The sequence below is a fragment of the Kribbella deserti genome (assembly GCF_042434725.1).
Taxonomy (GTDB): domain Bacteria; phylum Actinomycetota; class Actinomycetes; order Propionibacteriales; family Kribbellaceae; genus Kribbella; species Kribbella deserti.
On record NZ_JBHLTC010000024.1, the window covers coordinates 39498 to 54851 of the forward strand.

At 68.5% G+C, this 15354-nt stretch carries 15 protein-coding genes; 2 read left to right on the plus strand and 13 right to left on the minus strand.

Annotated features, from left to right (window positions below):
* Positions 1–58: 58 nt before the first annotated feature.
* The 13 genes from ACFFGN_RS20000 to ACFFGN_RS20060 all read right to left on the minus strand — a co-directional run bounded on the left by ACFFGN_RS20000 (position 59) and on the right by ACFFGN_RS20060 (position 14054).
* Positions 59–817 carry a hypothetical protein gene (locus tag ACFFGN_RS20000; RefSeq protein ID WP_380049759.1) on the minus strand — a complete coding sequence of 253 codons (759 nt, stop codon included), beginning with the start codon at positions 815–817 and terminating at the stop codon, positions 59–61.
* Positions 814–1740, minus strand: coding sequence for an ABC transporter ATP-binding protein (locus tag ACFFGN_RS20005; protein WP_380049761.1), 927 nt, complete (start codon positions 1738–1740; stop codon positions 814–816). The genes ACFFGN_RS20000 and ACFFGN_RS20005 overlap by 4 nt, the downstream gene beginning before the upstream one ends.
* A 487-nt stretch (positions 1741–2227) precedes the next feature.
* Positions 2228–2857 carry a ClpP family protease gene (locus ACFFGN_RS20010; RefSeq protein ID WP_380049764.1) on the minus strand — a complete coding sequence of 210 codons (630 nt, stop codon included), beginning with the start codon at positions 2855–2857 and terminating at the stop codon, positions 2228–2230.
* A complete protein-coding gene (locus tag ACFFGN_RS20015; RefSeq protein ID WP_380049767.1) occupies positions 2854–3462 on the minus strand; it encodes a ClpP family protease in 609 nt (202 codons plus the stop codon). The genes ACFFGN_RS20010 and ACFFGN_RS20015 overlap by 4 nt, the downstream gene beginning before the upstream one ends.
* Before the next feature lie 130 nt (positions 3463–3592).
* Positions 3593–4396 carry a pentapeptide repeat-containing protein gene (locus ACFFGN_RS20020; protein ID WP_380049770.1) on the minus strand — a complete coding sequence of 268 codons (804 nt, stop codon included), beginning with the start codon at positions 4394–4396 and terminating at the stop codon, positions 3593–3595.
* 20 nt (positions 4397–4416) lie between these two features.
* Positions 4417–4743 (minus strand): hypothetical protein, encoded by a 327-nt coding sequence (locus ACFFGN_RS20025; RefSeq protein ID WP_380049773.1) that lies wholly within the window; start codon positions 4741–4743, stop codon positions 4417–4419.
* 77 nt (positions 4744–4820) lie between these two features.
* Positions 4821–5084, minus strand: coding sequence for a hypothetical protein (locus ACFFGN_RS20030; RefSeq protein ID WP_380049776.1), 264 nt, complete (start codon positions 5082–5084; stop codon positions 4821–4823).
* Positions 5085–5086: 2 nt separating this feature from the next.
* Positions 5087–5764: a hypothetical protein gene (locus tag ACFFGN_RS20035; protein ID WP_380049779.1), complete on the minus strand. Its 678-nt coding sequence runs from the start codon at positions 5762–5764 to the stop codon at positions 5087–5089.
* The gene (locus tag ACFFGN_RS20040; RefSeq protein WP_380049782.1) at positions 5761–8517 is read right to left on the minus strand and encodes an FtsK/SpoIIIE domain-containing protein; all 2757 of its coding nucleotides are present in this window, start codon (positions 8515–8517) and stop codon (positions 5761–5763) included. Before ACFFGN_RS20040 ends, ACFFGN_RS20035 begins: the two co-directional genes overlap by 4 nt.
* Before the next feature lie 180 nt (positions 8518–8697).
* Entirely contained in the window at positions 8698–9489 is a 792-nt protein-coding gene (gene surE / locus ACFFGN_RS20045; RefSeq protein WP_380049784.1) for a 5'/3'-nucleotidase SurE, read from the minus strand.
* Positions 9490–9499: 10 nt separating this feature from the next.
* The gene (locus ACFFGN_RS20050) at positions 9500–12592 is read right to left on the minus strand and encodes an AfsR/SARP family transcriptional regulator (protein WP_380049786.1); all 3093 of its coding nucleotides are present in this window, start codon (positions 12590–12592) and stop codon (positions 9500–9502) included.
* Between the two features lie 41 nt (positions 12593–12633).
* Entirely contained in the window at positions 12634–13182 is a 549-nt protein-coding gene (locus ACFFGN_RS20055) for a CGNR zinc finger domain-containing protein (protein ID WP_380049789.1), read from the minus strand.
* The gene (locus ACFFGN_RS20060) at positions 13179–14054 is read right to left on the minus strand and encodes an alpha/beta fold hydrolase (RefSeq protein ID WP_380049792.1); all 876 of its coding nucleotides are present in this window, start codon (positions 14052–14054) and stop codon (positions 13179–13181) included. The genes ACFFGN_RS20055 and ACFFGN_RS20060 overlap by 4 nt, the downstream gene beginning before the upstream one ends.
* A gap of 158 nt (positions 14055–14212) precedes the next feature.
* Between ACFFGN_RS20060 and ACFFGN_RS20065 the strand changes: the two genes are divergently transcribed.
* Entirely contained in the window at positions 14213–14818 is a 606-nt protein-coding gene (locus ACFFGN_RS20065; RefSeq protein ID WP_380049795.1) for an NADPH-dependent FMN reductase, read from the plus strand.
* Positions 14815–15354, plus strand: a complete 540-nt coding sequence (locus ACFFGN_RS20070; RefSeq protein ID WP_380049797.1) for a dihydrofolate reductase family protein — start codon at positions 14815–14817, stop codon at positions 15352–15354. Before ACFFGN_RS20065 ends, ACFFGN_RS20070 begins: the two co-directional genes overlap by 4 nt.

A 15354-nucleotide genomic window follows, 5' to 3' on the forward strand; every position in this document is an offset into this window, starting at 1 on the left:
GAAGTCCGTCTGCCCGGATTCGGCGGACGACTCGTGAAGGTTCTGTGCAGATCTCCGGTCATCGGTTCGCGTCGTCCCGCATCAGCCGCAACCAGCCGAGCAGCAGCGCGCCGACGGCCCAGCCGAGCATGGTGATCATCGCCGAGGTGTTTGTCATCCCGCGCGACGATGGTTCCCCGAGCAGCAGGAACAACGCGTTGGTGCCTGGCATCAGATCGGCCAGGTCGGTCATCCACCGGTAGCCGAACTGCGGCAACATCAACGGCAGCACGAGAATCAGCAGGAACACCGCGACCAGCGAACCAGCCGTGTTCCGCAGTACGAACCCCAGCCCAGCGGCCAGCAGCGTGCCTGCCCCGAAGACGAACGCGACGGTGCCGAGTACGTCCAGGTCGTTCAAAGGCAGGGTGAGCGCCGGTCGCGCGGCGGTGTAACCGGCCAGCGCGGCCGCCGATGCCAGCAGTACGCCGACGCCCGTGGCGGCCAATACCGTCACGATCGTCCGGGCGAAGAACAACACCGTACGCCGCGGGGTCCACTGCAGCGCCGGCACGATCCCGCCCGTGGCGTAGTCCGACGTGACGGCGATGAGCACGAGCGCGAGCAGGGCGAACTGAGCCGGTACGGCGGTGAAATTCGACGCCACCCAGGCCGAATCGCCTTGTGCGTTGGGATTCCCGTTCGCGTCGAAGCCCGCGACCGTACCAAGGCCCACCATCGTCACGGCCGCCGCGGCCAGGAACCACCAGGTGGCCTTGACCGTCCAGAGCCGGGTCCACTCGGCGGCGCAGGTGCGGGCGAACAACCGTCCGGTCATCGTGCTACCTCCTGGGTGGTCCGGCCGCCGTGGTACTCCACGCTGTCGCTGGTCAACTCGATGAACGCCTGCTCAAGGGATTGCTCGACATCGGACAAGTGATGCAGCGCAACGCCGAGGGCATACGCGAGATCGCCGACCTCAGCCGCCGTACTGCCCTCGATCCGTAGCTCCTGCGGCTCGACGCGTTCGACCACGAGGCCGTGCTCACGGAGACGACTGAGCAGCAGATCCGGCTGGGAGCTGCGCACCCGTACCTCGCGACGGCCCAGGCCGCGCAGGATGTCCGCCGTGGTCGCGTCGGCGATCAACCGGCCGCGGCCGATCACGACCAGCCGGTCGGCGGTCTGCTGCATCTCGCTCATCAGGTGGCTGGACACCAGCACCGTGCGGCCTTCGTCGGCGAGGCGGCGTAGCAGTTCGCGGATCCAGCGCACGCCGTCCAGGTCGAGCCCGTTGATCGGCTCGTCGAACAGCAGCACCCGGGGATCACCGAGCAACGCGGCCGCGATCCCGAGCCGCTGGCGCATACCGAGCGAGTAGCCCTTGATCCGGCGCCGGGCCGCGGAACCGAGGCCGACCTGGTCGATCACCGCCTCGACCCGGCTCAGCGGAATACCGTTCGTCCGCGCGGCGATCCGCAGGTGGTTCCGCCCGGTACGACCGGAATGAACCGCACCCGGGTCGAGCAGGGCGCCGACCTCGCGCAGCGGTTCGGCGAAGCTGGTGAACGGCTGGCCGTTGACCAGCACCGTTCCGGAGGTCGGCCGGTCGAGCCCGAGCATCATTCGCATCGTGGTGGACTTGCCGGCGCCGTTCGGCCCGAGGAATCCGGTCACCAGGCCCTGTTCGACGTCGAAGCTCAAGTCGTCGACGGCCAGCACCTCGCCGTACCGCTTGGTCAGCCCACGTACCTCGATCATCGCTGTTCTCCCCCACAAAAGGCTTCCTTGACTGGCATGCGCCGAGCCTAGAAATCCCCCTGCGCGGGATTGGCGGACAACTCGTGAAGATCCTGTGCAGATGATCCCCGCCAGCTCAACCGCCCACCTGGCACAATCGGCGCCACTAGCCGACAATCGACCCCGCCCGTGCGGCTGAGATGCTGCACGGCGTGGTGGGCTTTCCCGAGGCCTGTACGAACACCTCGCGGTGATCGCCCAGCTGGCAGGAATGCCGAAACTGCGCGGCTTCCTCCCCACCCCGACCACCTGACGCCCGCCCGAACCGTTGACCAGGGCCACCAAGGCCTGGCCGACACCTTCGAGTACGTCGTGGATCGTGCGGTGCTCCTGTTCGAGCCGGTCGGCCACCGGGCCCAGCCGCCAGCCGGCCGATCAGTGTGACCGACCGCCGGGCCGTGCGGGTGGCGCTCACACCCGACGGCCTGACGGCCTGACGGCGGTTGGCTCAGGCTGAGGTGGCGTACGACGGCTGGAGCGCGGTGGCCAGGTCCCGGTGCTTGATGACCTCGTCGACGATGCCGTACTCGTGGGCTCCCTGCGGGGTGAGCACGTGGTCCCGATCGGTGTCGTGGCGAAGGCGTTCGATGGTCTGGCCGGTGTGCTCGGCCAGGATCGACTCGACCTGGCTACGAACGCGAACCACCTCGTCGGCCTGCAGGATCAGGTCCGGGATCGTGCCCTGGCCCCGACCGGCCGGCTGGTGCAGAACGACCCGCGCGTGCGGCAGGATCGCCCGCCGCCCGGGCGCACCCGCAGCCAGTAGCACCGCGCCGGCCGCGATCGCCTGACCGACGCAGACCGTCGCCACCGGCGACTTGATGAACCGCATGGTGTCGTAGATGGCGAGCATGGCGGTCATGTCGCCGCCCTCGCAGTTGATGTACAGGTTGATGTCCTGCTCCGGCTTGTCCGCCTCCAGGTGCAGCAACTGGGCGATCAACGCGTTCGCCACCCCGGCGTCGATACCGGTGCCGAGATAGATGATGCGCTCGGACAGCAGGTGCGAGTAGACGTCCATGATCCGCTCACCCCGCGAGTTCTGGGTGATCACGTTCGGAATCGTGTAGGTGCTCATCGCGTGGTCTCTCCTTCTACCGCGTGCCGCGGCATCACCTGGTCGAACGAGGTGACGATGTGGTCGACAAAACCGAACTCGCGGGCCTCCTCGGCCGTGTACCAGTGGTCGTGCAGCGAGTCCTCGAAAACGGTCTCCATCGGCTGCCCGGTGTCCTCCGAGATCAACCGGAGCACGGTGTCACGGATATGCCGCAGGTCGTTCGCCTGGATCTCGATCTCCACCGCGGATCCCCCGATACCGGCCGAACCCTGGTGCATCAGCACTCGCGAGTGGGCCAGCGCGTACCGCTTGCCCTTCGTCCCGGCGGACAGCAGGAACTGTCCCGCACTGCAGGCCAGTCCCAGCGCGACCGTCGCCACGTCGCATGGCAAGAGCCGCATCACGTCCCGGATCGCCAGCATCGCGGGAACGGATCCGCCCAGCGAGTGGATCCACAGCGCCACGTCGGTGTCGGGATCCTCCGCGGCCAGGGTCAGGAGTTGGGTCGCGATCAAGGTTCCGTTGTCATCGGTCAACTGCCCGTCCAGTACGACGACCCGCCGCCGCAACAACTGCAGCCGGGCCTGCTCACTGAACGAAGGCATCTTGCTCTCATCAGCCATGCCCCCACCATCCACGGCGGCAGACCCCGGAACCCAGCTTTTCTGCTGCCAGCAAGTCTGCTCTCAGGCAACAAGCGTCCGATGAATCCCGACACGCCTGGTCACAAGGGTCCGATGACACGCCGGAGGGTTAGTGCCAGTGAGCCGGTTGGGTGAGGGAAGCGGGGAGTTTGGTGGCGGTTGTGCCTTTGGCGGCGTTGAGCTGGGACTGGGTGAGGAAGAAGGCGCCGGTTAGGTCGGCTCCGCTGAGATCGGCGTCGCGCAGATCCGCGCCGATCAGGTCCGCGCCGCGCAGATCGGCGTCGCGGAGGTCGGCCGCGATCAGGTAGGCGCCGCGCAGGTTGGCCTTGTTGAGGTCGGCGCCGCGTAGCTTCGCCCCGAAGAGGTCCGCGCCGCGCCTGTCCTTCCGCTTTCCCCGGGCGCCGGCGCGCATCAGCTCACTCGTCTTCAGCAGCAGCTGGTTCACCTGCTGGCGATGCGCGGCCACGTCGAGGCCGAGGATCTCGTCCGGCTGCAACCGGGTGAGCTCCTCGATACCGGCCTCGGCGGCGGCGAGTTCCTGCTGCAGGGGTTTGGCGGGCGGCAGGGTTTGGGCCTCGGCCAAATACCAGAGCAGCTCGTGTAGCTGGCGCATCACCGGCAGCAGGTCGAACATCTGCTTCGCGGTGCTGGGCTCATCGCGCCAGCTGCGGCCGCCGTACGTCTTGAGGGAGATCTTCTGCCCGGCGCCGAAGCAGTCGTAGACGGTGCAACCGGCGAAGCCCGACGGCCGGAGCTCCGTATGGATACCGCAGCGGTAGTCGTCGTCCAAGTTGCGGCAGGGCTCGCCGGCGTCCTTGTTGATGGCAAAATCCGCCGACACCGAAAACGTCAGCGCGACACAGCACAACCCGAAACACCGGCCACAATCGGCCCGCAACTCTTCCCGCGACACTCGAACCTCCGCGGCCGAGCCTAGTCGGTGCTGAGCGCGACCTCCTCGGCGGTCAGCTCGATGGTCAGCTCGACCGAACCGGTCGCGGAGCTGATCACCAGGTCCAGCGGCTCGATCGCCTCCGGGATCTGCCGCACCAGCCACAACGCGAACTCCCCCACCGACACCGGGTCATTCGGATCGAACGAGAAAGCGCCCTCCCCCGCCAGCGCCACCCCGACCTGGCCGTCCGGCGCGTCGAAGGAGGCCAGCGCCTCCACCGTCACGCTCGCACCCGTCGCCAACCTGAGGTCGACGCGCGCCTGAGGCCACTGTTCCGCCACCCGCAACTCCTTGATATCGCTCACCGCCCGAATCCACCCACTCGACAGAACACGCCCTCGACGCACCACACGTCATACCCGGTTTCGGCCCGGGTTGCACCTCAGATCTGGTCGGCGTAGTTCTTCGCTCCGGCGGCGGCGATCTCCAGGGCCTCGGCCGCGTACTCGACGGCTTTGCCCGCGGCCTCCAGGATCTGCGTGATGTCCTGGTCGGCGCCGGTGGCGGTGCCCTGGATGAGCGACTGGACCTGGGCGCTGTGCTGGGCGAACTTCGTCTTGAACCCGCCCATGCCCGCGGCGGCCTGCTTCGCCTCGTTCGACACCTGGTACAGGTGCTCCTTCAACTGCTCGACCTCGGACGACACCCCTAGTTACCCTTCCTCGAACCAACCTTGGCCGACCAGAGCGCGGCGGCTCCGATCACGACGACTGCGACGATCAGCGACAGCCACCAGCTGCCTCCGATCGCGGTCAGGACCACCAGTACGGCGAGCAGCGCGCCCGCGACCACCAGACCCGACAGGTACGACATGGTCTGGCCGCGCACCACCAGCAGAACCAGCAGGGCCAGTACGACCGCCACCAGCGCGTCCACCCAGGTCCCGCCGACCACCTTCACCAGCACGAACCCGGCCAGCAGCAACACCGCGGTGAGCAGCTGGTTGCGCCGCAGATCGCGGGCCTCCTGCCGCCGTTTACGGGCCTTGAGCAACAGATCGGCGGTGTCACCGAGCTGCCGGGTCAGCGAGGTGACGGCGCGCTTGGCGGTTTCCAGCGTGTCGATCGGCGCCATCTTGATGGTTGCCTTAGGCCCCAACTTCGACACCTGCACGTCGGCGAGTGTCTGCGCGGCGTACTTCTCCAGGTCGCGGACCTGGCGTTCCAGTTGTTCGCGCCGGTCCGCCGCGGCCTTCACGTTGGCGTTCGCGCTGGAGGTCGCGTTGGCCCGGTTGGTCGCGATCCGGGCCTGGCGCTGCTGCTCGGCCTCTCGCGCGGTGGCCAGCTGCCGCAGCGAGGCGACGTACGTCTCCCAGGGCTGGCTCATCCCGCCACCTGCCCGATGAAACGGTCGACCTCGTCGAAGCGCAACGGCGCGAACGGTACGACGACCGGCGGTTCCGGATGCAGGCCGTCCCAGAGCAGGCCCCGATGCGGTTCGGACGGCCAGCGCACGAGTGGGCCCGCCACGGACTTGACGCCGTCTTGCGGATGCCGCAGGAAAAGGTGGACCGCCACGTTCGCCCGTTTGAAGCCGAGGTGCTCGGTGCAGACGTGCAGGCGGTTCCACCAGGCGAAGGTGATCACGCCACGCGAGGGCCCGTCCTTGACGATCTGCTGCAACGCGTCGGCCGGGCTCTCGAACCGGCCTTCCACGTGCAGGGTCATCCTCGGCACGCTGTGCATTCCCATTCCGATCAGGTACGTCGGACCCGGCACCTGGCCGTCCTTGATGGAGTCGCGCAGGGCGAAAAGGCGTTCCCCGATCGCGTCGGGGTGATCCACCAGTTCGACCGCGCAGCCGAGCCGTTGCAGGGTCTGGACCATCGCGGACTTGCCTTCGCTGGTCGACTCCTCGCCACCCGTACCGTCGATCACGATGAACCGCGGCGGCGCCGGCGATGCCACGGCCGTCGAGATCGCGAGGCCGGACAACGTGCCGAGAGCGTCGGTGGCGCCATCTCCGAGTACGAGTACGCCCGCGCCTGGTTCGGGCCTGACCTCGACCGTGACTGGTTCTTCCGTGACGGCGATCGGCAGCCCAGCCCACGCGTGCACCGTGCCGGCACCGGAAGAACGCGGCCGGGTGGCGAGCACCGTCTCGGCCAGTCGCGCCGGTTCGGCCAAGTTGAACACTCGCGGCGGACGGCTCGACTCGGCCTTGCTCCACAGCTCGTGCCGCAGTTTGTCGAGCAGGTCCCGGTCCGCGAAGCTCACCAGGATGTGCTGGTTGTCGTCCGGGGAACCGAAGTTCGCGTTCAGTACGGCCTCACCGCGGAACTGCAGCTCGGCCGCCGCGGTGTTCCCCGTGCGCAGGATGGCCTGGGAGTCGGTCGGCGTCGTCTTCAGCGCGATCCGGTACGGCACCTGGCCGAAGATCGAGTCGCGCCGGGTGGCGAGCCGTTTGACGCCTTCGATCGTCTGCGTCGCCAGCACCACGTGCACGCCGTACGCGCGACCGAGGCGAACCAGCCGCTCAAGGAGTTTCGCAGCCTCGTCGGCCAGTTCGTCGTCGTCTTCCAGCAGCACCTGGAACTCGTCCAGTACGACGAGAATGCGCGGCGGCCGATCCGGCCCGGCCGGAAGCTCGGAGATATCCGCGAGGCCTTGCGCCTTGAAGACCTCACTGCGGCGGGCCAACTCGTCCGACAGGTGACGCAACACCGCCAGACCGAACGGCCGGTCGCTGTGCACCCCCAGTACGCGGACATGCGGAAGCCAATGTGGACGGCCCACGGCCGGCCCCAAAGCGGAGAACTCGACACCGTGCTTGAAGTCGAGCAGGTACATCTCCAGGTCACCCGGCGCATACCGCGCGGCCAGACCGTGGATGAGCACGAGCAGCAGGTTCGACTTCCCCTGGCCGACGGCACCACCCACGAGTACGTGCGGCAGCGCCGGGTTACCGCTGCGCAGGCGGACCTCCGCCGGGGTGCGGTCGTCGTACCCGATGACGGAGCTCAGTTCGTCGCGGACCGGCTGCCACCAGTCGGCCCGATCTGGCAACGTGCCGGCGAATTCGATGGTGGGCAGTACGGCGCGATCGGCCAGTTCGGCGACCACGTCGCACAGGCCCGCCGCGACATGCGCCTCGAACGGCTCGTCCAGGCGGGCGCCGATCCCAGGCAGGTGCGCCACCTCGACGCGACCACCCGAGATCGTGACCGGCGCGAGCATCTTCAGGAAGGCGGCCGGTTCCACGTCGTGCTCGATCTTCGCGGCTGGATCGTGGTGCACCAGGAAGCAGATCCCGCGATCGGCGGCGGTCTCGGCCAGCCGGATCAGGTCGCGCTGGGCGCGCGCGTCCACCCCGGCCGGGTAGTCGAAAAGCACCAGCAGCCGATACGGATCGGTCACGCGGCCCGTGTCGCGCAGGAGCTGCTCGAAGCTGCGATGACCGAGCTGCGCCATCCGGCTGGCCCGCATCGAGGACACGTCGACCAGACCGGACAGGGTGATCTGCAACTGCTCCTCGGTATGACCCGCGCGAGGCACCAGTTGCGGGTACTTCGTGGTCAGATGCCCGAGCAGACCCATCGCCCCGGTCAGGCGCGGATCGAAGGCGTCCACGCGCAGGCGGAACGGCTCGGCGCTCGCGATCAGGCGCAGGGCCGTGCTCTGCAGCAGGCGATGCGCCGTCTGGCCGCGATCCGAGGTGACTTTCCAGCCGGTGGTGCCAAGCAGCGGCGCGACCACCGGCACGGTGGTGTCCTTGCCGACCGACAGCTCACCGACGCGCGCGTGCGCCGCGACGCCGGCGCCGACGTACTCACGGGACTGCCAGGCCGGGCTCGCCGTATTGAGCGAAGCCAATCCCGGCGCGAGGTCGGCGGCCAGCCGGGATGCCACCGGCGCGTGGCTGTCGATGGCTTCCTGGACAGCGTTTTCGACCACGGAGCGAGCGTCGGGGGTCGCCTCGGGCACCGACCGCAGCGCGATCACGGCCCGTTGATGTTCTACCTCGGCAACACGCCGGGCCTGTGCGGCCAGCGCGTCGACAGCGTCGGCGAGTCCGCGAAGACGCGCCTCGAGGGCTTCCGGTGGCGGTGGACCATGTTTCCCACCTGCCTCATCCGTCACTGCTTACCCCTCACTCACGTGCGTCACACCTGCTTGCCTGAAATATGTCACACCCGGTTGGGGTCCGGACACAGATGGGAGGCCTTTCGAGGCTACCGTCCAGCAGCTGGTACGGCAGCGCGCCCGACGTGTCCCCCGTCCAAGGGCAAAGCCGTCTTCGGGGCTGGTTTCGGCTTGGCTTCAGGGCAGGGTGAATTCCTCGTCCACGCCGACGGCCTTGACCGCCGTGTAGGTGGCGTAACCGTCGGCCAGCCAGGCGAGATCGGTGCCTTCCTCCTCGCGGCCACCGCGTTCCTCGACCGCCACCCGGACGAAGTCGTCGCCGGTCTCCGCGACGGCCATCTGCACCTGACCGAATTCGGCCAGCTTCGCTTTGCGCAAGCCGAGGATCTTCTCCGCCGGCAGATCCGGAACGTTCAAATTCACCACCCAGCCGTCGCGCAGCCCGGGCAGTACGGAGCGGATGTACGCCGCGGCGGCGGCCCAGTTGTGCGAGGCGTCCGCCATCGCGTTGAGCACCTGGAGGCGGTTACCGCCGGTAGAGGCGTCGAGAGGTGAGAGTACGTCGAGCGAGGCCGCCAGCGCGGGCAGTCCGTACGTCGCCGCGGCGAAGGCCGCTCCGACCGTGCCCGAGTGCAGTACGGCGCGGCCGGCGTTCGCGCCGCGGTTGATCCCGGACAGCACGATCTCCGGCTCCGGCCCGAAGGCACCGGCCATCGCCATGATCACGATGTAGCTCGGCGTCGCGGCCACGCCGTACGACGTGACGCCGTCGAGACCGTCGAGCTGGTGCCGCTCGACCACCACGCGGTCGTCGTCGGTGTAGGCGCTCAGCGCGGTACCCATACCGCTGGCCTCGGCCGCGGGCGCCGCGATCACCACCTCGTGTCCGGCCGCCACCGCCTCGATCGCGAGATGCCGCAGGCCGGGCGCGGCGATGCCGTCATCGTTCGTGATCAGCACTCTGCTCATGCGTTCCACCCTATGTCGCGGACCGGGCCGAGGCATCCCGAAGGGCCAGCTTCGCCCCTGCGGCCACCCGGGCCTCGAACTCGTCGGGGCCGAGAGCCGCCCGGGCCCTGGCGGCCGTTCGATCCGCGTCGGCTTGCTCCGGTGCCGACCGCGGCATACCGGCTTCGGCGCGGCCCGAGGTGGTTGCCCCGAGCAACTCGGCAGCAGACTCGTTGCTTCCAGCAACCGCCAGGACGCTGGCCAGACCTTCGAGCGCGAAGGCCATGCTGCGTTTGGAATCGGCCGCCACAGCCGTGGCGTAGGCGGCCTCGTGCAGCGCCCGGGCCTGCGTCAGGTCGCCCTGGAGTTCGAGTACGTAGCCCAGCTCGACCTGTACCAGCGGCAGGTAGAGAGCGCTGTCGCCGGCCTCGTCGATCAACTCGCGCAATCCCCGCAGGGCCGCGTCGAGATCACCGAGCCGGCGCGCGGCGAAGGCCAGCGCGATGCGCGGCAGGACCTGACCGGCGAGTTGACCGTGATCCGCGGCGATCTGCAAGGCGCGTTCGGCGTACCGCCGGGCGGCCGCGTATTCACCGCGCTGCACCTCGATCCATCCCAGGAACGCAAGCCGGCCGGCCACCTCCGGCCACAAGCCGAGGTCTTCGGCCAGGTGCAGGCCGTCCAGCAGCAGGCGTGCCGCCTCGGCGTAGTCGCCCACAAGTTCGGCCCGCGCGCCAAGCCAATCGATCGCCTGCAATCGTCCCCAGAGATCTCCCTTTTCGGTGAAGAGCTTGAGGCTGCGTCCACCGTCGCGAGCGAGCGCGTCCAAATCGCCGCGTACGTGGGCCAGCTTCGCCCGGGACGCCAGTACGGCGGCCTCGCCCCAGCGGTCGCCGTACTGCTGGAACGTCTGCAAGGCGTCGGTCAGCAACTCGTCGCACCCGGCGATATCGCCTAGATCGATCCGGCCGTACGCGAGGAACCACGCGGCTCGGGCCCGGTCGAGCCCGTCGAGCCCGCTGAGATCGACGGCGACGTCTTCCCCGTGCAGGCTGGCGAATCCGTCCTGCCAGGCCCTGATCCGCGCCTTCGCGTCGGCCGGCCCTGCGTTGATCGCCAGCACCGCCGAGATGGCCTGGCGGGCGGTGACGAGGCGGCCACGGACGAACCAGTACCAGGCCATCGACTCGACCAGCCGCAATGCCCGAGCGCCATCACCGTCGGCCACCGCGCCGTCGAGCGCGCTGCGCAGATTGCCCGCCTCGGCGTCGAACCAGGTCAGCGCGCGCCGCTGGTCCGCGCCGTACAACCTCTTCGCGGTTCGCTCGGCCTGGTCGAGGTAGTACCGGTGATGGGCCGCGCGCAGCTCGTCGTACTCCCCCGCTTCATGCAAACGCTCGACACCGTACGCCGCGATCGACTCGAGCAGCCGATAGCGCGGGCCATCGGCGGTGTGCACCGGAACCACCAGGGAGCGGTCGACCAGTCGCGCCAGCACACCTTCGTCCGCACCGATGGCCACGGCCGCTTCCGCCGTACAGCCGTCGACGTGGATCGCGAGGCGGCGCAGGGCGGTTCGTTCCTCGTCGGTCAGTAGTTCCCAGCTCCAGTCGATCATCGCCAGCAGGGTCTGCTGCCGCGGGGCCGCGCCGCGATGTCCCGTGGCGAGCAGCCGGAACCGGTCGTCGAGCCGATCGACCAGCCCTTGTACGCCGAGAGCCCGGACGCGGTTGGCGGCCAGCTCCAGCGCGAGCGGAATACCGTCGAGGCGGCGGCAGATGGTCGATACCGCCTGCGCCGTGGACTCGTCCAGCCGGAACGACCGATCGGCGGCCTGGGCCCTGGCCACGAACAACCTCGCGGCGCCGGACTCGGACAAGCTGGTCAGCTCCGGGGTTTCCGGTACGTCGAGAGGTGGCACGTTCCAGACCACCTCGCCGGGGAGGGCGAGGCCTTCGCGGCTGGTCGCCAGCAGCCGCACGCCGGGTGTTGCCTCTAGCAACGAATCGGCCAGCTCCGCGATCTCGTCGATCAGATGCTCACAGTTGTCCAGGACAACCAACAGTTCGCGCGATTCCACCGCCGCCGTGAGTGGATCCGCCGCCGCCTGCGTCGGTTGGCCGGCATCCAGCGCGGTCAGGATCACCTCGGTCAGCGAGGCCTTCGCATCGAGCGCGCCGGGCGCCTCAACCGCGGCCAGCTCAACCCAGCGAACGCCGTCGCGATACCGATCGATCAACCCGGACGCCACCGCGATCGCCAGCCGGGTCTTGCCGACCCCACCCGGACCGGTCAACGTGACCAGCCGGTGCTCGCGCAGTTGTTCGCGTACGTCGGCGACGGCCTGCTCGCGACCGATCAGCTCGGACCGTTCGGCCGGCAGATTGCTCGTACGGCGATGAGCCTGGGTCATCGTGAGATCGGGGTCCTGGTTGAGCATGGACCGGTGGAGTTCAGTCAGGGCCGGGCTCGGGTCTAGTCCGAGTTCTTCCGCGAGGAGGTTGCGGAGCTGGTCGAACCCGGCGAGCGCCTCGGCCTGCCGCCCCGCGCCGTACAGCGCCTTGAGGTGAATGGCCCGGAGGCGTTCGCGCAGCGGGTTGGCCGCGACCAGGTCGGTCAGCTCGTCCGCCACGCGATGGTGCTCACCTCGTTCGAGCCGGGCCTCGGCATGGTCCTCCCGGGCTGTCAGGCGTTGTTCCGTCAGCCGGGTGATGGCGGCGCGGGTGAACTCGTGGTCAGCGAAATCCGCGTACGCCGGGCCGCGCCAAAGGGCCTCGGCCTGTTCGGGCCGGTTCTGCGCGAGCAATGCCTGGAACTCGCGGGCGTCGATTTGATCCGTCGCCAGCCAGTAGCCGGCCGGGCCCGAGACGACGAGGTCCCGCGCGCCCGGTTCGGCGTCTTCGAGGGCCCGGCGGAGTTGGGAGGCCTTCACCTGGAGGGCCGCGATCGGATTGGCCGGCTGGTCGTCACCCCACAGGTCTTCGATCAGCCGATCGGCCGAAACCGCCCGGCCCTCGTGCACGAGCAGATCCGCCAGCAACGCCCGGACCTTCACCCCGGGAACGGCGACGGCCTCACCCGTGGCGGTCCACGCGGCCACCGATCCGAGCACCCCAAAACGCATAGCCGGGAGACTAGCCCGCCGCCCGTTCATCCCTCGGCCCCTCAGTGCATCGAGCGATAGCGGGCGGCCTTCGCCTGGTTGCCGCAGGTCTGCATGCTGCACCAGCGGCGGCGCCGGCCCCGAGAGGTGTCGAAAAAGAACCAGCCGCACCGGTCACACGCGCGAACCGGCCGGGCCGGCGGGTTCAGCGCGAGCCGGATCGCCCGGAGCGCGACGGCTGAGCACGCCCCCGCCGCAGTCTGTGGAGTCACCGTGCCGTCGGCCGCCACTACCCCGTCCAGATCGGCTTGTGCCATCCCGAGCAGATCGGACAAAGCATCGGTGGGTAGCGGGCGGTCGTGCCTCTGCTCATCGAAAATCCGCCAGAGCAGCCCGCGCAGTTCTCGCGCCTTGCGCAGGGTGGAGCCGTCGCAGCGGCTTTCTGTGGCCGGCAACAGGCCGGCATGCCCGAACCAACTACTCAATGCCTCAGGACTGTCGAGTAGGTCGCGGCCGAGTTCCGGCGTACGGCGGAAGACGGTGTTCGCGAAGTCCAGCGCGAGATCGCCGCCGACGAAGTGGTCATCGGTCCACTGGGTGGTGTCGGTCATCGCAAGGCTGGGACGCGTACGTCGTTGACGAAGGTGACGAGCAGGTCGGCCACTTCGGCGGCGTGCGTCTCCAGGAGCATGTGGCCGCCGTCGTAGATGTGCGCGTCGAGCGCGGCCATGTCCCGGTGATAGGCCAGCACCTCCGCTATGTCGAAGAACGGGTCGTGCCGGCCCCAGAGCAACAGGCACGGCGGCTGGTGCTCCTGGTGGTAGGCGGCGATGTCCGCGAACCGGGCGACGTGGTTGCGGTAGTCGTAGAAGAGCTGGAACTGGAGGTCGATATTGCCGGGGCGCGAGAGCCGCCCCCAGTCGAGATGCCAGGACTCAGGTGGTTGTAGCTCGCGCAACTCCTGCCGCAACCCGCCGAGGTACTGATCGCGCGTCCCGGGAAAGTTCAGCCACTCGGGCAGAGCGGCCCGATTCTCCTCGCTCGGATCGGCCCAGAACCGGCGCGGCGCGTCCCACGCCTCGTTCAAACCGTCCTCATGGGTGTTGCCGTTTTGAACCACGAGGGCCAGCACGCGCTCGGGATGGCGCATCGCCAGGAAGTAGCCGACCGGGGTACCGAAGTCGGTCACGTACAGCACGTAGCGCTCGATGCCGAGGTCGGCGACCAGGGCCTCGATCACGTACGACAGTCGCTCGAAGGTGTAGTCCGTTGGCGCGTCCGAGAACCCGAACCCGGGCAGGTCGGGAGCGATGACGTACGCGTGCTCGCCGAGCGTGGGCATCACCTCGCGGAAGGAGTACGACGAGGTGGGGAAGCCGTGCAGCAGCAGTACCGCCGTGGACGAGGGCACCCCCGCCTCGCGGTAGTGGATCTGCAGCCCGTCCGCCTCGCGAGAACGGTGTCGCGTCTTGGCCGAACGCATCAGGGATCTCTCCTCTCATCGCATCTGAGTAACCCTTTATTAGGCTATTAATGGTTACTCGACTTCAGCTTACGACGGCCGGCCGGGTGAGCGAAAGGATTCGGTAAGTGGGTCGGGGTTAAGTGGTGCCAACGAACCGGAAGGAAGGAGGCACCGAGATGGACTCGGCGGAGAAACTGCGGCTGGCGGTCATCATCGGCAGCACCCGGACCGGCCGGTTCGGGCCGACGGCGGCCGACTGGTTCACCGCCCGGGCCCGGCGGCGGCACGACCTGGAGGTCGACGTGATCGACCTCGCCCAGGCCGGCTTGCCAGCGGAGCTGAACGATCTCGGCGACGAGGTACCCGAGCCGGTGGCGGCCCTGGCCCCTCGGCTCGCCGCGGCGGACGCCTTCGTGCTGGTCACCCCCGAGTACAACGGCAGTTTTCCGGCGCCGCTCAAGACCGCCATCGACTGGTACTACCAGGAGTGGCACGCGAAGCCGGTCGCGTTCGTCTCGTACGGCCGGGAGTCCGGAGGCCGCCAGGCCGTCGCGCAACTCCGGCTGGTTTTCACCGAACTGCACGCCGTCACGATCGGCAACCACATCGGGTTGCCGAGCTACTGGGACCGCTTCGCCGCCGATGGCACGTGGCCCCGCCCCTCGCCGGACTACGAGGCCGCGGTCAAGACCACCCTGGACCAGCTGTCCTGGTGGGCAACCGCACTTCGCACGGCCCGCACCACTCATCCGTACAGCCCTGAGATCTGGAGATCATCATGAGGAAGCTCATCGAGTCCACGTACGTCACCCTCGACGGCACCATCAACGAACCGCAGAACTGGAGCCTGAAGTACTTCGACGACGAGTACGCCAACTACGCCGGCGAGCTGCTCTTCGGCGCCGACGCCCTGGTCCTCGGCCGCGAGACCTACGAGGGATTCGCCCCGGCCTGGATGTCGCGCAGCGGTGACCCGTTCACCGATCGCATCAACGAGATGCCCAAGCACGTCGCCTCGACCACGCTGACGGGCGACCTCGAGTGGAACTCGACCGTGCTGCCCGGCGACGCGGTCGAGGCCGTTCGCGATCTGAAGGCGCAGGACGGGAAGAACCTGATGAAGTACGGCACCGGTTCGTTCTCGAAGGCACTGCTGGCGGCGAACCTGGTGGACGAGTTCCACTTCTGGGTCTTCCCCGTCATCGCCGGTCGCGGCGACCGGCTGTTCGACGGCCTCGACACGACCCACTTGCAGCACCTGGGCAGTACGACGTTCAAGTCCGGCGTCGTAGTCCACAAGCTCGGCCCTAAGAGCTGA